Here is a 21,490-nt window from a genome sequence, read left to right on the forward strand (position 1 = left end):
ATCATGGCAAGAAAAACTAAAAAGAAAAATATTACTAACGGAATTGCTCATATTCACTCAACTAATCAAAATACTATTGTTACTTTTACAGACGAATTTGGTAATGTAATTGCTTGAAGCTCTTCTGGCGCTATTGGTTATAAAGGTTCTAAGAAAAAAACTCCTTATGCAGCTTCTCTAGCAGCGCAAGCAGCAGCAGAAGCAGCTAAGGAACATGGCATTAAAAGCGTTAAAGTTAGACTTAAAGGTTTAGGAGCAGGAAAAGATTCTGCTCGTAAACAAATTGAAGTTGTAGGTATCACAGTAACTGAAATCAAAGATGTTACACCAATTCCACATAATGGAACTAGACCTCCAAAACGTATTCTAAAACGTGAAAAACAAAGATAATTAAGTCAATTAAGGAGATATTTATGGAAAAGATGCCTAAACTTGTTTATCAACAAGTACAAAATCTTAGTGAAAACATTAACGAAACAACTTTTTCTCTTAAACCATTAGAAAGAGGTTTTGGTAACACTTTAGGCGTTGCTTTAAGAAGAACTTTAATTTCAAGTATTACTGCACTTGCCTTAGTAGCAGTAAAAATTGAAGGAATCGACCATGAATTTGAAATTATTAATGGTGTTGAAGAAGATGTTGTAACGTTAATAATGAATTTACGTAAAGTAAAATTTCAATATAATCCAGATTTAGTTAGTGATGACGATATTATCAAAGTAACTCTTAAAACTGATGAATTAGGAGCAATTTATTCAAATCTTTTAGTAGTTGACAATTCAAACATTGAAATTTTGAACAAAAACCAATATATTGCCACTTTAAATAAAGGCCAACTACACTTAGAAATGTTTTTAAGAACAGGCAGAGGCTTTATTAGCAATGAAGAAAATAAAAAATACGTAAATAACAGTGAGTTTATTTCTAAAACAGAAAGCAAGATTAAAAAGGGAATTTTTATTGCTACTGATTCAGATTTTTCACCAGTTAAAAAAGTTAATTACGTAGTAAATGAATTAAATTCTTCAAGCAATAATTTCGAAGAAGAATTAGTTTTTACTCTCTTGACAAATGGAACTATTGATCCTAAATATGCTATTAAACAAGCTTGTGAAATTTTAGTTGGTACATTTAAATTAATTGGTGATGTAGATGAAATGAAACTTCAAATTTTTGCTGAGGAAAAAATTGTTGAAGTAGAAGAAAAAGATGATGATATCGATATAAGTAAATTAGGATTATCAGTGCGTTCATTTAACGCATTATGAAGAATTGGTATGCGTAAATTATCAGAAATTTGTAATATGACTTTAGAGGAATTAGAACAAACTAAAAATTTAGGTAGAAAATCAATTGACGAAATTATCAGTGTGGTTAAAGAACACGGACGTGAACTTAAAAAAGGAGAAGAATAATGGCTAATCCAACTCAAATTTATAGCCGTGATACTAAATGAAGAAAAAGCGTAATGCGTACTTTAACTAGCGAATTGTTAGTGCATGGGCGCTTAACTACAACTTTAACTCGTGCAAAGGAATTACGTCGTCATGCTGAAAAAATTATTACTAAAGCTAAAAATCCAACTTTAGCAAATCGTAGATTGGTAGCAGCTTATCTTCGCTCTACACTAGCAAATAATAAAGAATCACTTTTAAAATATTTGTTTAACGAAATTGCCCCAAAATATAAAGAAAGAAATGGCGGATATACAAGAATTTACAAAATTGTTTCTCGTAGGGGTGATAATTCTAAAATGGCAATTATCGAACTAGTTTAATTACATAATTTATGCTTTAATTAACAATAAAAAAAGTATGTCTCATACTTTTTTATTTTATTTTCCGAACCTAAAATGACATATATCACCATCTTGCATAATATAATTTTTACCTTCAATTCTTAATTTGCCAGCATTTTTTGCACCATTTTCGCCATCAAATTTTATGTAATCTTCGAAAGAAATAACTTCAGCTTTAATAAATTTTTTTTCAAAGTCACTATGAATAATGCCAGCACAACTAGGAGCTAGCATACCTTCTTTAAAAACTCAAGCTCTTATTTCTTTTTTTCCTGCGGTAAAATAAGTTTTAAGTTTTAAAAGATCAAATGCCTCTCTGGTTAGATAATCTAAGCCACTATGTTCAATTTGGTAACTTTTTAAAAATTCCTCTTCATCATTAGCATCCATTTGGCTTATTTCGAATTCTACTTGCACTGAAATAGGAATGATTTTATTTTGATTATTTATATAAGCAGCTAATTCTTTATAAAATTTATCATTTTCATAATTAGTAATTTGCTCAGCTGATAAATTAGCAACATAAATCATTGCCTTAGCAGTTAATAGTTGGTAACTTTTCAAATACTTTAATTCTTCTTCATTAAATTCATTAATTATTTTGTTAATGAAAATATTATTTTCTAAAGTATTTTTAATTCTATTAGCAAAATTAAACTCATTTAAAGCTTCTTTATCACCGCTTTTTGCTTTTTTGTTAATTCTATTGAGAACATTATTAATTGTTTCTAAATCAGCCAAAATAAGTTCTAAATTAATTATTTGTATATCATTAACGGGGTTAATTTCATTATTAACGTGCATAATATTTTTATCGTTAAAACATCTAACGACATGAATAATAGCATCTACTTGTCTGATATTAGCTAAAAATTTATTACCTAATCCCTCACCTTTTGAAGCCCCTTTAACTAAACCTGCTATATCAACGAAATCAAAAGTAGCAGGAATAATTTTTTCAGGATTAACAATTTCTGCTAGTTGATATAGTCTTTTGTCGTTTAAAGGAACACTGCTAATATTTGGTTCAATGGTGGTAAAAGCATAATTACTTGCTTCAACTTGATATTTAGTTAAAGCGCTAAAAAGAGTGCTTTTGCCTACATTTGGTAAGCCTACAATTCCTGCTTTAAGTGACATATTTCCCCCAATTACTATAAATAAAAAAGGCATAAAGCCTTTTGTATCTATAAGCCACGTTTTGTACCTTAGTAAAAGGCGTCAACAATTTATCTAACTTTATAAAAAAGTTCTCTTCATTAATTCATTTCTCTTTGAAGAGTTCCCCTACCTAAATTTGGGTTTCTAACTCATGGAGTTTACCCGTTTCACAACTCTCGTCTCTGTGGCACTAGTCGTCTAAGCCTGAATTTATTAGATTCAGCATGAACACTACAATCATCTCAGATTGTGTTAGCGTGGACTTTCCTCTACTTAAAATAAAGCAGCTGTTGACCGATACATTTAGTATTATAACAATTACTGAAAATATCTTATTAATAATTGTTCAAAAGCTATTTTTTCGTTTATTTTACCATTTTTAATATCTTCTTCTATAACAGCTAAATTTTTAAGCATATTTTTAATTTTGTAAATACCTAATTTAGAAATTAAATTTTGTATTTTTTTAGCACGATAATTATTTATTTTAAAATCACTACAGTAGGCTAACAAATTGTCATTAAGTTTTAAATAATTATGAATTTGATTACAAATTATCAAAGTTTGAGACAATTGACTAATTAAATTAATTATATATTCTCCTTGTTCTATTTTTTCTTTATATTTTTTTCAAATAAATTCCAAACTGTTAGTTTCTAGAGAATTAACAAAACCAAAAGGGTCATCTTTAATTATCGGAGCAATGATTTTATAGATCATATCGCTAGTTATTTTTTTATCATAACTTAATAATTTATCTAATTCACTTATTAAAAGCGTTGTATCATCTTCTAAAATGTTTACTAAAATTGAAGCATCTACAAAACTTAAATATCCTTCTTTTTCTTTTACATATTCAATTGCTAAATTAATTTTTTCTTTATTATTTAGTTTTTTAAATTCATATATATTTGACTTATCTAACTTTTTTATAGTATTTTCAGTAAAAAAATTAGAGAATATATTTTTGCTTTCACTTATTTCATTATTAACAAAAACAATGATGTTTTCGCCATTAAAATTAAGAGAATCAATCAATTGTTCGAGGATAAAAATTTCTTTTTTATCTATATTTTTTTTAGTAAAAAATTCAAAATTATGCATAATTAAAATTTTTTTTTCGTTAAATAGTGAATCTGTATAAATATTTTTAATAAAATCGTTGATTTTATCGATATTTTCATAGTAAAAATGCATGATTTTATGCTTAGGATAATTTTTACAAATTTGTTTAATTTTTTTATTTATTAAAAAATTTTCTTCTCCGTATAAAAAATACATATAGCCCCTATTTATAACTTTTTACAACTTTTCTCAATTTAATTATTCAATGATTCAATCCGCCCTTTGTAATAATTATTCCTTTTTCTGCTAAAGCTTCTACATATGCATTTAGAGAATCACCATAATTTTCTTTAATAAGTTTAAAAAAAATTAATTCTCTTTCGTTAAAATGATATTGCAACTTATTTTTTTCAATGAATTCAATATTTTGTAAATATTCATTATGTGCTTTTGCTATTTTTTCAATGTTTGAATAATCAATATTGTTCAATCTATTGTTGTTATTTTCATAGTCTCTTTGAATGATATTGTCTTCAAATTTAAAAAAAGAATCAATAGCTTCAATTGCTTTTAAGAAATCTGCTATTTTCTCTTGTTTTTTAATATATAAATAATATTTTTTTTGATAGTGATATTTGTTGAAACCAAAAGAATATGAATTAAGTTTTTCTTTTATATCATCAATAAAAATTTCGTTAGGAGAGCTTAACGATAAATGGTATGAAGTTTTAGTTAAGTTACTAATTGTTCCAGAAGCACAAAAAATACCGGCAAAAAAACTACTTAATTTTGTTATATTTTTTTGCAATACCGAGTTATAGGATTTAATTACTAAATTATTTGCTTCAACGATATATTCATATTTTAGCTGTTTAAGAAAAGCGATAATTTTTTCTTTGATGTAATTATCTTTAATTATTAACAAAATATTTTGATTAAGATCAAAATTAGCTTTTCCTACTATAAAACCGTTTAAAAAGTTTATTATTTGTTCATTATTTTTTTGTTTTTTGATAATTTCATATTTTATTTCTAAACTAAAATTCATACTTTCCTTTTTAATAGTTATATAAGTATTATAATGAGAATATATTTTTTATATTTTAAATTGAGAGATTTTAAAATATAAGTAGAAACGAATACATGAATAAAAAACTTAAAATTCTCTTTATAGGAGATATTTTTGGTGAACCTGGTATAAAAATAGTTGAAAAATATTTGCCTAATTTAATCAAAGAGAAAAAAATTGATTTTGTTATTGCTCAAGCAGAAAATGTTTCTGGAAGAAAAGGCTTTGCTAAAAAAGATTATTTGCGTCTTAAAAAAGCTGGAATAAATTACTTCACATTAGGTAATCATGTGTGAGCCAATGATGAAATTTTAACTTTTATTAATAATAATGATTTATCTCGTCCTGCTAATGTGGATAATTCATATCCAGGAAAAGGTAGTCAAATTGTCAAAATTAATAATAAAACTTTGAGAATAACAGCATTAATGGGAATTACTTTTAACAAGTTACTATTTCCTTGAAAAGAGGAAACAGCAAATAATTTTTTTGATTGCATAGACAATATTTTGAATTATCAAGAAAGAGCTGATTTTCATTTTATAGATTTTCATGCGGAAACAACTAGCGAAAAAAATGTTCTAGCACTCTATTTAGATGGTAAAATCGATGCTCTTGTAGGAACTCATACACATGTACAAACTAATGATGCAAGAATTTTGCCTAACAAAACATGTTTTATTAGTGATGTGGGAATGTGCGGCCCTATTAATTCTGCAATAGGGGCCAATTTTGAAGAAGTTTATTTAAAAATGCGTTATCAAAAAAATGTTAAATTTAAAGTTTCTTCTAACAAATCCCAATTTAATGGTGTTTTAATTAGTTTGAATAGTATTAATAAAGATAAAAATAGTATAAAAACAATAAATTTTCATGAATAAAAAAGTCAGCTACCTGACTTTTTAATTAGAAATTTGCATTAAGTTAATAATAACCATTGGTTCTTTATCATAGACTTTAAATATTTTTCTTCTAACAGATTGTCTTGCGCGATTTTGAAAATCTCTTAAACCATTAAATGTTTCTTTATCGATAAGTTTGACAATAACATTTTTGATTAATTCTTTAGCGTCAGTTTTACTTTTTTTATCAAAAATACCTATAAATTTAATTTGCATTTTACCACTTAATAATTTAGTTCTATTATTGTAATATGCCGCAATAATAATTACTCCATCTCTTCCTAAAGTTTCTCTTTCATTCAAAACTGCGGAAGAAATATCGCCCACTCCAAAACCATCAACAATAGTGTCTCCTATTTCCTTAACTTTTCCATTTAAAGAAAGTAATTTTCCATCAACGAAATGCACAATTTGCCCATTTTGTAATATTAAACAGCGATTTGCTTTTATTTTAAGTTCTTGATTTAAGTTTCTTTTAACATTAATTAAATAACGATATAAACCTTGTGCAGGAATAATATATTGAGGATTTAGATGCTTTACTAAATTAATAATGTCTTGTGCTGCTGGTCTATGTCTATAAAATTCTTCAGAAGTAACATCTGTGATTTTAGTAGTAATTTTTGCAATTTCGTCTAAAGTATATGCTTCTAATTTTTCTAAACCATTGACTGGAGGAGCAATCATAATTACATTATCACTTGCTTTAAGAGTTAAATAAATATCATTGTTTTCAATTATTCTTAAAAAACGAGAATAAAGTCTTTCAATTGCTCCTGTTATCAAAATAACGCTGTTATTAGTTTTATTTGCTAAACGATAGTCTATGATTTTAGGCAATTTTAATTGAGGATATTTTTTAACAATTAAATTCAATAACTGATTATAAGTTTTCCCATAAATAATTAATGGTCTATTTGTTTCTAAAGCCAAGTCTAAAATTTGTTGAATAGAAACCATTTCTTCATCATAAGCGCCAATAATAATTCTTTCATTATTTTTAGTTTTTAAAAAAGTTTGTCTAATAGTTTCCGGTAGTTTTATTTTATTAATAGCTCTACCCTTATAATTTGCTCTTCCAGAATCTACAATTAAAGCTAGAATTTTGCGTTTACTAAAATTTTGTTTTAAAATCTCAAAATTTAATTTGCCATAAATTCCTAAATCTCCTTCGACAAAATTAAACATGAACAAGATATCTCCATCAGGAGTAATAAAATTAAAACCAATATGCCCAGGCATTGAACCTGCCAATTCAATGGGCTGCACAAAAATTTCACCAATTTTTTTAATTGTTTTTAAAGCGTGTATTTTGTAGTTAGGATTATCTATTTTATATTTATTCAAACGATCTTTGATAGTTAAATTATTAAATTCTGATGAATAAATATGTAAAGAATCAATTTTCATTAACAATCAAGGAAGAGCACTAAAAGTTTCATTTTTTACATCAGAAACAAAAACGCCTTTAATTTTATGTTTATTGTTCACTAAATAATTAAAATTAGGAATTATATTATCAATGCCATTATTTGAATTTAAAGGAATTTTAGTTCCTGTATTGATGATATAAATTTCTTCGTTAAACTCTAGAACGTAGCAGTTTTTGCCATTTTCGTCAAGTCCTCCCAAAGCAAAAATATTGATATGATTTTTTCGCATGATGCTCCATAAATAAGACGATTAATGTGAGAAATAAAGATTAAAAAAGACTAATATTTATTATATCCTATTAAGATAAAAAAAGACTAAACTAGTCTTTTTTAGCGTATTTATTTACTTTTATTCTTTTATGAGTCTTTAATTTGAGAACTAAAGTGAATTCTCCTTTAATAGTTTCTTTTTCTAGTAATTTTTTAATTTCTTTAGGACTACCTGTGTAATGTTTTTCAAACATTTTTGTTAATTCTTTTGCCAAAAAAATTTGTGCTCTATCATTTCAAATTTTATCTATTTCATCTATAAAATAAAGCAATTTATGTGGAGCAACATAAAAAATATATGCATAATTTTCAACAAAGGATCTAATTTGTTTTTCCCTTTGCGAGCTTTTTTCCTTAGGAAAGCCCAAAAAAATAAATTCTGATGCAAACGCGCTTAGAACAAATGTACTTATAGCAGCATTAACTCCGGGAATTAGTTCAATTTCAATATTATTATTTCTAGCTTCTTTAATAATGTCAAAACCAGGATCGCTAATTAAAGGCATACCAGCATCACTTACTAACGCAAGATTAATATTTTCTGAATTAAGTTTATTTATAATACCTTTAGCAGAATTTTTTTCATTAAATTTGTTATAGACTAAAAGCTTTTTCTTTATGTTTCAATAATCCAAAAGTTTTTTAGTAACTCTAGTGTCTTCACAAGCGATTAAATCAACTTCTTTAAGAATTTCTATAGCTCGATAAGTAATATCTTTCATGTTGCCTATAGGAGTTCCCACAATGTAAATTTTAGACATTTCACATCTCCATTAATTTGATTAAAAAACTTTCTGCTTGTAAAAAAGGATTTAGATTTTTATTGTTAGATTTATTCAAAAAATCATTAATAAGTTCATAAATATTATTTATGTTGTTTATTTCTTTAATTTTTAAAATAACTTTTTTCAAATTTTCATTTGAAAATAAGGGTTTTTTCTCAAAAATCACTATTTTTAAGGCATATTTAATAATTTTTATAAGAAAAATAAAGATAGTAAAGGACTCTTTTTTTGTATATTTTTCTAAAAATAAATATATCTTAGTAAAAGATTTTTTTGTATTTTTAATAACATTATAGAATTCTTCTAAAATACTTTCTATTTCATTGTTTAAACAATAGATTATTTCTTCTTTATTTTGACTAATTTCGCTGTAAAATAAGGCTTTTTCATTATTTAAATTATTATTTTTTATTAAAAATTCAACTAATTCTTCATTTTCAATTTCTTCATTAATATTGATAATAAATGCTCTAGACCTAACAGTTGGTAAAACCTTATTGATGTTATTAGTTGTAAAAATAAATATAGTTTTATTATTTGGTTCTTCAATTGTTTTTAAAATACTATTCAAAGCTTGTAACGAAACATTTTCAATATTTTGAAAAATAATAATTTTTTTATCTTTACTAGTATTGATTGTTGCATTATTGAAAGTTTGAAGAATCATTTCTTTACTAATTTTATTTTCATCATAATAATCTAAATAAATTATATTTAAGGGAAGTTGTTCTTTTTCTAGTGATATTAACGAATGATTAGTAATTAAATTAATAATTTCTATAATATATTTATCAAAAATAATTTTTTTGTTACTTTTCAATAAGAAACAATGGTTTAAACGATTATTAGTAATGGAATTGTTAATAATTTTTTTAATATCATTTTTCATATTAGTCTATTTTGTAATGTTTTTTGAATAATTGGTGATTTATTATAATATTAAAGATTTCATTTACAACATAATCTATTTTTTTGTTTGAATCAATAACTATGAATCTTTTTGGTTCATTTTTTATTAATTCTTGATAACCATCATAAACTTTTTTATAAAAATTATCAGATTCAATGTCTAATCGATTAAGAGATTGGATATTACGACTTTTTTCTCTTCTTTCTTTACTTTTTTCCAAACTTAAATCTAGAAAAAAAGTTATGTCAGGCATTAGATTTTGTACTACTAAAGAAGTAAGATTTTTAACAAAATCAATTCCTAAGTTTCTAGCATAACCTTGATAGGCATAGAAACTATCAATGTATCGATCACAAAGAACTATTTTATTTTCTTTTAAAGCAGGAATTACAACTTTATCAAGGTGTATTCTTCTTGATGCTGAATAAAGCATAGCTTCAGTAATTGGCGAAATATCACTTTCTTTACTAAGAATTATTTCACGAATTTTTTCTGCTTCTTTAATTCCTTGTCCGCCTGGTTCTCTTGTGGTGATAATATTGATGTTTTTAAAAGTGTTTTTAAATTTTTCAGCAAGCAATTTTATTACTGTGGTTTTTCCACTTCCATCTAAACCTTCAAAAGTTATAAACATAATTTCTCCTATTTGCTATTTCTATTTTCTAATGATTGTTTTAAAGTAAAAGCGTCTAGGTAATCAATACTAGAATTCATTGGCATGCCTATAGCTGCTCTGGTGCATTTAATTTTGCTTTCTTTTAATTTTTCAAGTAAATAATTAGTGGTTAATTCTCCGTTTAATGAAGGACTAAGCATAATGATTATTTCTTCGAAATTATGTTTTCCTATATATTCAAAAAGTTCATTATATTCGTATTTATCGTCTAGTAAATCACTTTTTGGTTCTATTATGTAAGGTAATACGTAAAAATATCCTTGAAAAACATTAAAATTACTTAATCTGTTTGAAACGGCGACGTTTTCAACAATGATTAAACTATTGTTTTCTTTTTCTTCATTACAATTTGAGCAAAAATCATTTTCTCTAAGTAAATTACATTGAGGACAAAAATTAATTTTTTTCTTAAAATTGATTAATTTATCTATTAATTCATCAATATATTTTTCCTCTTGTGTTAATAAAAAATTAGACATTTTTTCCGCTTGTTTTTTACTAATGCCTGGAAAATAAGCTAATTTTTCATTGAGTTCTTCAATAGTTTTTATTTTCATAAATTAAAATCCTAAACCTGGAATGTTAGGAATTATTGCTTCATGTTCTTCATCAATATTTGTAAATAAATCGTTAATAGTTAAAGTAATTAAGTCTTCTAATGTTTCGGGATCATCAGGGTCTAATAAAACACTTTCTTTAATTTTGATAGAAACAATTTCTTTATTGCCCTTAGCTACAACTTCAACGCCTTGTTTTTCTAAAGAGAATTCTTTTTGCTGAAAAATTTCTTCGTTAGCTTCAAATTCTTTTTGCATTTTTTGCATTTTTCTTAACATCGCTTGATCCATAACTATTTTCCTTTCTTAGTTGCTGCTGCTTTTTTGAAAAACGATAATAATTTGTTATCTTTCTTTTTGAAATTATTTTCTATTGATAATTCTTTATATTTATTTTTTTCTTCAGTATTTAAAGTATTAAAATGATCAATAGCTTTTTTAATTTCTTCAATGTTTTCAATAAAATAAAACTTGATTTTATTGCCTAAATGAGATTCTATAATATCATTTTGTATTTCTTTGCTTTCTAAAACTTCATATAGATAGTTTAAAAAACCAATATGTGTATTTTTCTTATTAGTGAAAATTACAAAATTAGGTCCTACAATAGTTAATGAAATATCGATATCTTTAATTACTTTAATAAAATCACCATAACGATCTAAATTAGTAACAATGTCTTCTAAATTATTTTTTCAATTATTAAATTGTTCTTTGAATTGTATGAAAGCATCTTTAGAATAAGCTTTTGCAATTAAAGAAAGCAATAGTTCTTGATCTTTTAGATAATTATTGAAACTAGTTTTGTTAATATAATTTTTTAATTTTGGAAAACTATTGTCAATTCCAGTTTCCAAAAGAGGCATTTCGTATTCTGCGGATGAAATTAATCCTTGATTGTAATTGTCTTCAAAATTTAAAATATCGTTTTCTATATTTTTATTTTCTTCTGCTTGATTTTGCAAATCAATGCTAATTTCAAGAGTTTTTTGAATAATATCCTCTACCTTTTTAATAGATTTATTTTCTTCATCATACATTTTTTTTAATTCGTTTTCATCCATTTCTATCTCCTTAGTGATTTCTTTATGTCTAAGCAAAATTTCTTTAGTTTTTTGATCTAAATCTATTGTTTTATTAGTTTTTTCATTATTTATCTCTTTGCTATTATTTTTGTTTAACATTTTTACTAAATAGAATTCAATAAGTTGAAAACTATTTTCTTGGTAAAAAATTTCTTTATGCAACTTATATAAATGTTCTAACGAATTTATGGCAAATTCATAATTAAATTTAATTTCTTTGAAATCTTCGGCTTGTAAATATTCTAAAAGTTCAGTTTCATAAGTTTTTTGATAAATTATGAAATCTTTTAAAATGGTCATTGAGCTATTTATAAAAGTACTAGGATCATTAATGCTATTTTCAACATTTTTAAAAATTGCTAAAGCTTCTTTTAATTTAGAGAAATAAAGATTATTTAGGATTTGAATAATTTTATTATTTGATATTAAACCGAATAATTCTACAGTATCTTTAAAATTAATTTGACCATTACCATATGCTATAGCTTGTTCTAAAAATGAAAGCGCATCTCTCAAGCTCCCGTCTGCTAATCTAGCTATATAAGGTAGACTTTCTTGTTCATAAGAGATGTTTTCTTTTTCCAAAACATCTTTTAATCTTTCTATTATTGCTTGATTTTTGATTTTAACAAAATTATAACGTTGCGTTCTTGAAAGAATTGTTAAAGGTATTTTTTGTGGATCAGTTGTTGCAAAAATAAAAATTACGTGCGAAGGAGGTTCTTCTAAAGTTTTTAATAAGGCATTAAAAGCACTCTTAGTAAGCATGTGAACTTCATCAATTATATAAACTTTATAACGTCCGTAGGTAGGCAAAAATTCAATTTTTTCTTGTAAGATTCTAACTTCTTCAACACCATTATTTGAAGCTGCATCCATCTCAATAATGTTTAAATTATTGTTGGTATTTTTTAAGCACTCATCACAAATATCTCAAGGTTTTTCAGTGTGAATACAATTTACACTATTAGCAAAAATTTTAGCTATTGAGGTTTTTCCAACTCCCCTAGGACCACTAAAGAGATAAGCGTGTGAGATGGTATTGTTAGCAATAATATTTTTTAAGGTTCTAACTATATGTTCTTGATCTTTAACTTCATCAAATTTTTTTGGTCGATATTTTCTATACAAAGCTTTATAATTCATCGCATTCCTTCTGATTAATTAAATGATATTAAAATTTGCAGATATATAAATTTTATTTAAACAAAGGTAATTTTAAAGATAACTGACTTATGTATGGATATTACTTTTAGTTAAATTATTTTCTATAATATAACAAGACTAACTTTTTATTTTAAAAGGGAGAAATAATGCAAAAAACAATTTTAGTTGTCATTGACGGTTTAGGTTTAAGAGAAGAAAAACAGGGCAATGCTTTTAAAATAGCTAATACCCCAACTTTTGATAACTTATTTAAAAATTATCCTAATTCAATAATAGAAGCAAGTGGTGAAAATGTTGGCTTGCCTAAAAATCAAATGGGGAATTCAGAAGTAGGTCACTTAAATATAGGCGCGGGAAGAATTGTTTATACAGGGTTATCTTTGATAAATCAAGCTATTAAAACTGGCAATTTCGACAAAAATAAAGTTATTTTAGAAACTTTAAAGAATGTGAAAGAAAATGGTTCAACATTACATATAATGGGACTTTTAAGTCCTGGAGGAGTTCATTCTGATGAATCTCATTTATTTGAATTAATAAAAATGGCAAAAATAAATGAATTAGAAAATGTTTCTATACATGTTTTTGGTGACGGAAGAGATGTAGCTCCTAAATCAATTATCAAATCAATGGAAAAATTAGTTTCAATATGTGATGAATTAGGATATAAAATAGCTTCAATTGGTGGAAGATTTTATGCAATGGATCGTGACAAAATGTTTGATAGAGTTGAAAAACATTATTTGGCATTGTTAGGAGAAAGCGATAAAGTCTTTACTAATCCTATTGATTATATCAACGAACAATATGCAGAAAATATTACTGATGAGTTTTTGATTCCAGCAGTTAATGCTAATGCAAATTTTATAAAGGATAATGATTCAATTATTTTCTTTAATTTTAGACCTGATAGAGCAAGACAAATAACTCATATGTTTATTGGTTCAAATCTTTATGATTACGAAACAAGTAAAAAAGTTAAAATCAACAATTTTGTTTCAATGATGAAATATGAAGGTTTAAAAACTAAAATTGCTTTCGAGGAAATGAAAGTAATTAATCCAATTGGTAAAGTTGTTGAGAGCAAGAATTTGAAACAATTAAGATTAGCAGAAACTCAAAAATATGCTCATGTTACTTATTTTATGGATGGCGGCAAAGACGTCGAATATCAAAATTCAAAAAGAATAATGGTTCCTTCATTAAAAGTCAATAGTTATGCTGATTATCCTAACATGTCAGCTAAAGAAATCACAGATGAATTGATTGCTAATGCAAAAAATTTTGATTTAACAATTATGAATTATGCCAATCCTGATATGGTTGGCCATACTGGTAATTTAAAAGCAACAATTCAAGCAGTTGAATTTTTAGATAGTCAAATTGCTAGATTAGTAGATTTTTCTGCAAAAAATAACATTACTGTTTTTATTACTGCTGACCATGGAAATGCTGAAATTACAGAAGATGCTAACGGCAATCCAGCTACAAAACATACAAATAGTCCGGTTATGCTTATTTCTACTGATAAAAATATTAAATTACGTAATGGCATTTTAGCAAATATTGCTCCTACAATTTTAGATTATATGAATATTGAAAAACCTGTTGAAATGACACATGAAAGCCTTATTTATAAATAAATATGGAAAATTTAATTATTAAAAGTATTGTCATAGCGCCACGAAGTTCTTTAGTAAATGAACAAATAATTACGAAATTAAAAAATGAACATAAATTTGATCTTTATATTTTAGAAAATGACACTAATTTAGAACTAGAAGAAATAGTAAGTAAACTTAAAGAAGAAAAGATTGATTTAAATTATGTCATGCTTATGGGTAATGATAATTTTAAAGAAAAAACAGTAAAAAAATTTACCTATTCATATAAAGCAGCAAATTTAAAAAAAGAAGTTTTGCCATATTATAATTTCTATTCATCTCGCTACGAACAAGAGGCTTTAGAAGAAGCAATAGTAGATTATCTATATCGAATAAAACATATTTTATTTACTAATCAAACAAAAATTAAGTTAGATAAACAAAAAATAAAAGGCAATTATTAACGAAGCTTTGCTTCGTTTTTTAATTAAAAATTAACATTTAATATAAAATAATAGCACTATGAATTTATTCAATATTAAGTCAACTGAAATGCGTATTGCTGAAAAAACTTTGAAAAAAATTAATCACTATGAACCACTAATTTCTAAATTAAATGACTCAGAATTAAAAGCTAAAACCGATCAATTTAAAGCAAGAATAGCTAATGGAGAAGCACTTGATTTAATTAGAGCTGAAGCCTTTGCTGTTGCTAGAGAAGCAACAAAAAGAGTTCTAGGCAAAAGACCTTACGATGTACAAATGATTGGCGGTGTTTTGCTTGATTTAAGTAGTGTTGCAGAAATGAAAACGGGTGAAGGAAAAACTATTACTTCTATTGCGCCTGTTTATTTGAATGCTTTAGTAGGAAAAGGGGCAATTGTTTCCACAGTTAATGAATATTTGAGTGAACGTGATGCTTTGGAAATGGGACAAGTATTTAATTTTTTAGGTCTTAGTGTTGGCATAAATAAAGCACAAATGAATGTCAATTTAAAAAGAGAAGCCTACGCTTGCGATATTACTTATTCAGTGCATTCAGAATTAGGTTTTGACTATTTAAGAGATAATATGGTTAATTCTATAGAACAAAAAGTACAAAGAGGTTTACATTTTTGTCTTATAGACGAAGCAGATTCTATTTTAATAGACGAAGCAAAAACTCCTTTAATTATTTCTGGCGGAGATACTGAAGATAATTATCTTTATTATTCAGCGGATCAATATGTGAGAACTTTGGGTCCAGAAGATTATGAAATAGATGAAGAATCCAAAGCAATTTCTTTGACTTATAGCGGCATAAATAAGGCAAATAATTTTTTTACAATTGATAATTTATATGATATTGAAAATTCAGAAATCGTTCATAGAATACAAAATGCATTAAGAGCCCATAAAGTTATGAAAAATAATGTTGAATACATTGTAAGAGATGGCAAGATTGAATTAGTTGATGCTTTTACAGGACGGATTATGGAAGGAAGAGCATATTCTGAAGGTTTGCAGCAAGCTTTACAAGCAAAAGAAATGGTACAAATTGAACCAGAAACTAAAACTTTAGCAACTATTACTTACCAAAATTTTTTTAGAATGTTTAATAAGCTTTGTGGAATGACAGGAACTGCTAAAACTGAAGAGCAAGAATTTATTGATATTTATAATATGCGTGTTAATCCAGTTCCCACTAATAAACCCGTTATAAGAAAAGATTTACCTGATTCAATTTATGGTAATTATGAAGCAAAATGAATAGCTGTTTCGAATAAAGTAGAAAAACTTTATAAAAAAGGACAACCTGTTTTAATAGGTACAGCTCAAATTGAAGATTCAGAAATCTTGCACCATTTCTTGAATAAAAGAAATATTCCTCATACTGTTTTAAACGCAAAACAAAACGCTTCTGAAGCAGAAATTATTTCTGCTGCTGGGCAAGTAGGCGCTGTTACAATAGCTACAAATATGGCAGGAAGAGGAACTGATATTAAACCTTCTAAAGAAGCTTTAGAGTTAGGTGGCCTTTATGTTATAGGTACTGATAGAGCAGAAAGTAGAAGAATTGATAACCAACTAAGAGGAAGATCAGGAAGACAAGGAGATCCTGGTGTTTCTAAGTTTTATGTTTCTTTAGATGACCAATTAATGCAAAGATTTTCCAACTATGAAGAATTTAAAAAATCTTATGAAAAACAAGGCAATAAAGAAATAACTAACAAAAATTTACAATTTGGCTTTAAACATGCTCAAAAGAAAATTGAAGGCTTTAATTATGATAGTAGAAAAAGTGTTTTGCACTATGATGATGTAATTAGACAACAAAGAGACCTTTTTTATGCTCAAAGAGATTTAATTTTAATTAGCGATAATGTTTCTTTTATTTTGAGAAAAATGATTAAAAATATAGCGAAAAATGTTGTTAAATATCAATCATTAAAACTAAAAAGTGGTCATATTGATAGTCAGAAACTAGTTGATTTTATAAATGAAAATTTTTCTAATAGAGGCGAAGATAAGAATAATTTATTAATAGAAAAAGTTAGAAAAATACATGACAATGATTTAGTTGAATATTTATCAAATCATTTAACTAAAAATTTCAATGAATGAGAAGAAAATGCCATGGCAAATAGTGATCAAGATACTGTTTTGGAAGTAGAAAAGAGCAATTTATTATCAATAGTTGATAAATATTGACAAAATCATATTGACGCTATGGATAAATTAAGATCAAATATTAATCTTGTTCAATATTCGCAAAAAAATCCTTACCAAATGTATACAGAAGAAGGAACAAAAACGTTTTATCAAATGCTTAATAATATTGCCTTTGATACGATTAAAACAATTATGGCTGATTCACTTGGAAGAAAGTCTAATATTACCAAAGAAATGCGTGAAGATCCTCTGTTTGAACAACTTAGAAGTCTTTTAATTCTAAATGATTTTAATACTATTGAAGAACAAGAAAAATATTTAATTGATACATATAATAATTTAAAGAATGTAAATTTTGATAAGGTTCTTGATAAAGAAAATAAAGAAAAAAGTTAGAATTAACAATTTATATTATCCTAATTGAAAGGACAAATAATGAAAATTTTTGAAGAGTTGCTTTCGAAAGAAGATAATAAGTTTTTTATTAGAAAAAAATTATATGAAGTAACTATTTGAGATAAAACTTTTAGCGATTTAGCAAAAGAAAAGCAGCTCAAAAATAAGCAAAAATATAAATATTTATATGCTTCAGAAATTGAAAAAATTAAAGAAGAAAATGGCGATATAAAAATTCTAACTACTTATGTATCGAATTATTTTGTTTCTTCAAAAAAGTGAAAAGGTGAATTTTATGACGAAGAAATAATTGCTATTCCTGGGGGAGGCAAATTAACAATTCAATATCATAAAGGTAAATTCATAACAAGCGATAATAGAATTTGCAAATCATTTGATACAAAGATTTTAAATACTAAATATTTGTATTATTTTTTTCATTTCATTAAAGAAAAAATATCTAATTTTTATCGTGGAAGCGCTATCAAACATCCCTATATGCCTGGAATATTAAATTTAGAGATAATAATTCCTCCTTTATCCCTTCAGGAAAAAATTGTTGAAATTTTAGATAAATTTAGTAGTTTTTCTATTAGTATTCAAAAAGAATTAAGAGACGAATTAAACGCTAGAAATAAGCAATATAAATATTATCTTGATAATATTTTTGATACTTTTAATTTATATAAATCAAATATAAAATCTAACAAAGTTTTCGAAGTAAAACTAGCCGATATTTGTAAATTTATAAGAGGAAAACGAATAACTAAAAAAGAACTTACTAAAGAAGGCTATCCAGTAGTAAGCGGAGGAGCAAAATATTTAGGTTATTATAGTAATTTTAACCGTGAAAAGGAACAAATAACAATAGCAGAATATGGTACAGCCGGTTTAATTCAGTGACAAGAAAAGGATTTTTGAGCCAATGATAATTGTCTTACCTTAGAATTTGATGAAAAAGTTTTAATTAAAAAGTTTTTGTATTATTTTTTAAAAGTAAAACAAGAAAAAATATTTGAAAGTAATATTAATTCTTTTCCTCAAAAATTAAATATAGATTTTATAAGCAATTTATTACTAAAAATTCCTTCTTTAGAAAAGCAGAACAAAATAGTTGATGTTTTAGATAATTTTGAAAGCATTTGTTCTAGTCTTAATATCAGTTTACCTACTGAAGAAAATAAAAGAAAAGAACAGTGTGAATATTATAAAAATGAAATATTTAAATATCTTGAAGTTGGCATTCTACAACATAAAGACGCAGAGAGAGAGAGAGAGAGAGAGAGAGCACGGATTAGTCAAATTATTGCAACACATTTTTGGCGCTATAACCTTAGAATTAGGAACTTTTAGTAATTTTTATAATGGTTTTAATTTTAGAAGTAAACACTTATTAAATAATAAATTGGAAATAGGTAGTATTATTAAAATAAAAGATATTTACAATGACGGAAGTATAAATTTTTCTTTGAGTAATAAATTTAATTTAAAAAATTACAAGACTAATTTAGAAAAATTTAAAGTGAATAAAAATAATATTTTAATTTCCGCAGTAGGTTCGCTTGGTAAAATAGGTTTTGTTAACAGAGAAGAAAAAAATTGTTTTATAAACCAAGGAATAGTAAAAATAGAAGTTTTAGAAAATTTAGCTATGCCTGAATTTATTTATTTTTATTTAACTTCTATAATTAACGATTGATTAAAAATTAAAGAATTGAAGTCAACTTTATCATACATAAATACCGAAGATATTTCAAAAATTAAATTACTAATACCTCCTTTAGCGTTTCAAAATAAAATTATTAGCTATTTAAATAGTTTTAGAAAAATTTGTTCTGATTTTAATATTGTTTTACCTGTCGAAGAAAATAAAAGAAAAACACAATACGAACATTATAAAAATAAGATATTTAATTATCTTGAAACTTATTAAATTTTTAAAAAAGTAGAAAATAAACATTTTCTACTTGAATTAATGAATGAAATTATTGTGCTTTTCTACGATCGTCTAAACTTCTATAACCAACAACTTTTTTCCCTTTGTAAAAACCACAGTTATAACAAATCAAATGTTGTTGTATCATGTTTGAGCAATTGCTGCATGCAATTAAATTTTGTACTGGCAAAGCATGATGGGTACGTCTTTTATGTTTACGTTGCTTAGAAGTTTTACGTTTTGGAACGATAGCCATTCTACGTCCTCCTTTTAATATTTCACGCGTAATATATTAATATTTGAATTATAGAGAAAAAAAGATTTTTAGCAATTAAAAAAACAAATTCTTATTTTAGCAAAAATTCAAGAATTTGTTTTTTTACCAATAAAACTATTTTATGCATTAATTAGAAACATTGTTATTACTATTTGCTTCATTAGAAGAAGTGTTATTTTCTTGTAAATGTTGGTTAATTTGATTTTTAAGTGTAAGAATTTGCGATAGATAATTCATACTATTTTCAAAAGCATTTACTTTATCATTTTCTTTTAAACTTAAATTTAACAAGGTAGTAATATCTCTCATTTGTGCTAGAATTTCTTGTATTTTAGTATCTTTGCTTTTAATGTATTCTAAAGTTAGCGAATTATAGATTTTATTTCCCTCTCTAATTAAAATGATGTAATTTTGATCAATAAAGTTGTCATATTCTTTAGTGCTTTCATTAATTAATTCTTCCGCTTTTGTTTTTGCATTTTCGTATTCATTCGGATTAACAAATTGATATTTAGATATTTCGACGATTCACTTATATGCTTTAATTTTTAAATCAAATATTTTTTTTGTTAATTCTGCATTGAATTTAGATGCAAGATTACTAATTTTGATTATATTTGTACTTATTTTACTTTTTGCATCATTTATATATTGAAAATGTTCCGAAGTTTTATTGTTGGTGTCTGTGAAAGTTTTATTAAAAGCCACTAAATCATCGCTATATGTTTTTTTAATAGTATCTAGTTGTTCTTTAGGTGTTTTATCGTCAAAATTCATAAATTTTTTCTTAAATTCACTAAAAGAAGTTTCTAAAATTTTAGGTCCATCATATACTAAGTTAAAAACTGTTCTGAATCAATTATCTAAAGCCCCAGTTTGAAAATCGTAAAGAGTTTTTAATTCGTCTGATAATTCTGGATTAGTTGTTGCTAAGAATTCTTCTCTAAATTTATTAATATTATTTACCGCATCAATATAAGCTGCAAAATAAGCCGTTTGATCTGTAAATTCTTCTTTATTAGTTTGATAGTCTGAAAAAATTTTATCTACACTAGCAACTGATGAAGAAAGAGTTTTAAATTTTTCATTATTTGCATTTTCAGTTTTATAACTTTCTCATTTAGTTTTTAATTCTTCCATTTCTTTAGAAAAAATTTCTTCAACTTTTAAACTAGTGGCAATAAGATTACTTAAATTATTATATTGAGTAACTAAAAAACTGTAATTATTGTAAAAATTATCAGCTGTAAGATTTTCATTTTTATCTATCAAATGGAAGTTTTGATCAATAAGATCTCAAATACTTTTATTAATTTTTAAATTTTTATCAATTTTGGCATAAAGAGCTGTATATTGTTGTTTTAAATTACTATAGAGAAGTCAATCACTTGGATCTATTGAATTTTCTTTTATTGTTATTATTTTGCTATTTTCTAAAGATACAGTTTTATCCTTTTGATCGACTAAAACATAATTGCTTGGAACTAATTTTAAAACATCAATATTTGAAGCATTGTTTTTTTCAAATTCTTTTTGAACAATAACATCGCCATTAACATCTTTAAGAATAAGTTCTGGATTTGCAGTATAAACTAATTTTTTTAATTCACTTACTTTTTCATCATATGAATTGCTATTGTTATTGCATGCAACAGCAGCAAAGAGAGGAAGTGAAGCTAAAGGTAAAAAAGAGAGAGAAAGTAATTTTCTTTTTATCATAATGTTCCTTAATTAATTAAATAAGATA

At 25.4% G+C, this 21,490-nt stretch carries 21 protein-coding genes and 1 other RNA gene; 9 read left to right on the forward strand and 13 right to left on the reverse strand.

Annotated features, from left to right (window positions below):
* Positions 1–3 precede the first annotated feature (3 nt).
* From rpsK to rplQ, 3 genes are read left to right on the forward strand one after another with little or no spacing between them, the layout of a single operon-like run.
* Entirely contained in the window at positions 4–390 is a 387-nt protein-coding gene (gene rpsK, locus EXC33_RS00790; RefSeq protein ID WP_046096684.1) for a 30S ribosomal protein S11, read from the forward strand.
* A 23-nt stretch (positions 391–413) separates the two neighbouring features.
* Positions 414–1,415: a DNA-directed RNA polymerase subunit alpha gene (locus tag EXC33_RS00795; protein ID WP_046096685.1), complete on the forward strand. Its 1,002-nt coding sequence runs from the start codon at positions 414–416 to the stop codon at positions 1,413–1,415.
* Positions 1,415–1,777, forward strand: coding sequence for a 50S ribosomal protein L17 (gene rplQ, locus EXC33_RS00800; RefSeq protein WP_046096686.1), 363 nt, complete (start codon positions 1,415–1,417; stop codon positions 1,775–1,777). Before EXC33_RS00795 ends, rplQ begins: the two co-directional genes overlap by 1 nt.
* 57 nt (positions 1,778–1,834) lie before the next feature.
* Here rplQ and ychF read toward each other — a convergent pair whose 3' ends face one another.
* From ychF to whiA, 4 genes are all read right to left on the reverse strand, one after another.
* Positions 1,835–2,938 (reverse strand): redox-regulated ATPase YchF, encoded by a 1,104-nt coding sequence (ychF, locus tag EXC33_RS00805; protein ID WP_046096702.1) that lies wholly within the window; start codon positions 2,936–2,938, stop codon positions 1,835–1,837.
* 45 nt (positions 2,939–2,983) lie between these two features.
* An RNA gene (rnpB, locus tag EXC33_RS00810) (RNase P RNA component class B) lies at positions 2,984–3,261 on the reverse strand.
* Positions 3,262–3,277: 16 nt separating this feature from the next.
* Positions 3,278–4,240, reverse strand: coding sequence for a DNA polymerase III subunit delta (gene holA, locus EXC33_RS00815; RefSeq protein ID WP_046096687.1), 963 nt, complete (start codon positions 4,238–4,240; stop codon positions 3,278–3,280).
* A gap of 7 nt (positions 4,241–4,247) precedes the next feature.
* Complete coding sequence (gene whiA, locus EXC33_RS00820) at positions 4,248–5,072, reverse strand: DNA-binding protein WhiA (protein ID WP_046096688.1); 825 nt, start codon at positions 5,070–5,072, stop codon at positions 4,248–4,250.
* Positions 5,073–5,167: 95 nt separating this feature from the next.
* Between whiA and EXC33_RS00825 the strand changes: the two genes are divergently transcribed.
* Positions 5,168–5,974, forward strand: a complete 807-nt coding sequence (locus EXC33_RS00825) for a TIGR00282 family metallophosphoesterase (protein ID WP_046096689.1) — start codon at positions 5,168–5,170, stop codon at positions 5,972–5,974.
* Positions 5,975–5,995: 21 nt separating this feature from the next.
* Here the strand turns inward: EXC33_RS00825 and EXC33_RS00830 are convergent, their stop codons facing one another.
* From EXC33_RS00830 to dnaX, 7 genes are all read right to left on the reverse strand, one after another.
* Positions 5,996–7,657 carry a ribonuclease J gene (locus EXC33_RS00830; protein WP_046096690.1) on the reverse strand — a complete coding sequence of 554 codons (1,662 nt, stop codon included), beginning with the start codon at positions 7,655–7,657 and terminating at the stop codon, positions 5,996–5,998.
* 91 nt (positions 7,658–7,748) lie between these two features.
* Positions 7,749–8,459 (reverse strand): 16S rRNA (cytidine(1402)-2'-O)-methyltransferase, encoded by a 711-nt coding sequence (gene rsmI / locus EXC33_RS00835; protein WP_046096691.1) that lies wholly within the window; start codon positions 8,457–8,459, stop codon positions 7,749–7,751.
* The gene (locus tag EXC33_RS00840; protein ID WP_046096692.1) at positions 8,452–9,372 is read right to left on the reverse strand and encodes a hypothetical protein; all 921 of its coding nucleotides are present in this window, start codon (positions 9,370–9,372) and stop codon (positions 8,452–8,454) included. Before EXC33_RS00840 ends, rsmI begins: the two co-directional genes overlap by 8 nt.
* Before the next feature lies 1 nt (position 9,373).
* Positions 9,374–10,027: a dTMP kinase gene (gene tmk / locus EXC33_RS00845; protein ID WP_046096693.1), complete on the reverse strand. Its 654-nt coding sequence runs from the start codon at positions 10,025–10,027 to the stop codon at positions 9,374–9,376.
* An 8-nt stretch (positions 10,028–10,035) separates the two neighbouring features.
* Positions 10,036–10,626 carry a toprim domain-containing protein gene (locus EXC33_RS00850; protein ID WP_046096694.1) on the reverse strand — a complete coding sequence of 197 codons (591 nt, stop codon included), beginning with the start codon at positions 10,624–10,626 and terminating at the stop codon, positions 10,036–10,038.
* Positions 10,627–10,629: 3 nt separating this feature from the next.
* A complete protein-coding gene (locus tag EXC33_RS00855) occupies positions 10,630–10,917 on the reverse strand; it encodes a YbaB/EbfC family nucleoid-associated protein (protein WP_046096695.1) in 288 nt (95 codons plus the stop codon).
* A gap of 2 nt (positions 10,918–10,919) precedes the next feature.
* Positions 10,920–12,857, reverse strand: a complete 1,938-nt coding sequence (gene dnaX, locus EXC33_RS00860) for a DNA polymerase III subunit gamma/tau (protein WP_046096696.1) — start codon at positions 12,855–12,857, stop codon at positions 10,920–10,922.
* Between the two features lie 167 nt (positions 12,858–13,024).
* Between dnaX and gpmI the strand changes: the two genes are divergently transcribed.
* From gpmI to EXC33_RS00885, 5 genes are read left to right on the forward strand one after another with little or no spacing between them, the layout of a single operon-like run.
* On the forward strand, positions 13,025–14,521 hold the full coding sequence (gpmI, locus tag EXC33_RS00865) for a 2,3-bisphosphoglycerate-independent phosphoglycerate mutase (RefSeq protein WP_046096697.1): 1,497 nt from the start codon (positions 13,025–13,027) through the stop codon (positions 14,519–14,521).
* A 2-nt stretch (positions 14,522–14,523) separates the two neighbouring features.
* Positions 14,524–14,946, forward strand: a complete 423-nt coding sequence (locus tag EXC33_RS00870; RefSeq protein ID WP_046096698.1) for a hypothetical protein — start codon at positions 14,524–14,526, stop codon at positions 14,944–14,946.
* A 58-nt stretch (positions 14,947–15,004) separates the two neighbouring features.
* Complete coding sequence (secA, locus tag EXC33_RS00875) at positions 15,005–17,530, forward strand: preprotein translocase subunit SecA (protein WP_046096699.1); 2,526 nt, start codon at positions 15,005–15,007, stop codon at positions 17,528–17,530.
* A gap of 39 nt (positions 17,531–17,569) precedes the next feature.
* On the forward strand, positions 17,570–18,883 hold the full coding sequence (locus EXC33_RS00880) for a restriction endonuclease subunit S (protein ID WP_129727263.1): 1,314 nt from the start codon (positions 17,570–17,572) through the stop codon (positions 18,881–18,883).
* Positions 18,837–19,463: a restriction endonuclease subunit S gene (locus EXC33_RS00885; RefSeq protein ID WP_063725426.1), complete on the forward strand. Its 627-nt coding sequence runs from the start codon at positions 18,837–18,839 to the stop codon at positions 19,461–19,463. The genes EXC33_RS00880 and EXC33_RS00885 overlap by 47 nt, the downstream gene beginning before the upstream one ends.
* A 52-nt stretch (positions 19,464–19,515) precedes the next feature.
* Here EXC33_RS00885 and rpmF read toward each other — a convergent pair whose 3' ends face one another.
* Together rpmF and EXC33_RS00895 are read right to left on the reverse strand one after the other, a co-directional pair.
* The gene (gene rpmF / locus EXC33_RS00890) at positions 19,516–19,722 is read right to left on the reverse strand and encodes a 50S ribosomal protein L32 (RefSeq protein ID WP_046096955.1); all 207 of its coding nucleotides are present in this window, start codon (positions 19,720–19,722) and stop codon (positions 19,516–19,518) included.
* A 147-nt stretch (positions 19,723–19,869) separates the two neighbouring features.
* On the reverse strand, positions 19,870–21,462 hold the full coding sequence (locus EXC33_RS00895; RefSeq protein WP_046096954.1) for a hypothetical protein: 1,593 nt from the start codon (positions 21,460–21,462) through the stop codon (positions 19,870–19,872).
* Positions 21,463–21,490: the final 28 nt, after the last annotated feature.

The organism is Mycoplasmopsis meleagridis (assembly GCF_900660695.1).
Taxonomy (GTDB): Bacteria; Bacillota_I; Bacilli_A; order Mycoplasmatales; family Metamycoplasmataceae; genus Mycoplasmopsis; species Mycoplasmopsis meleagridis.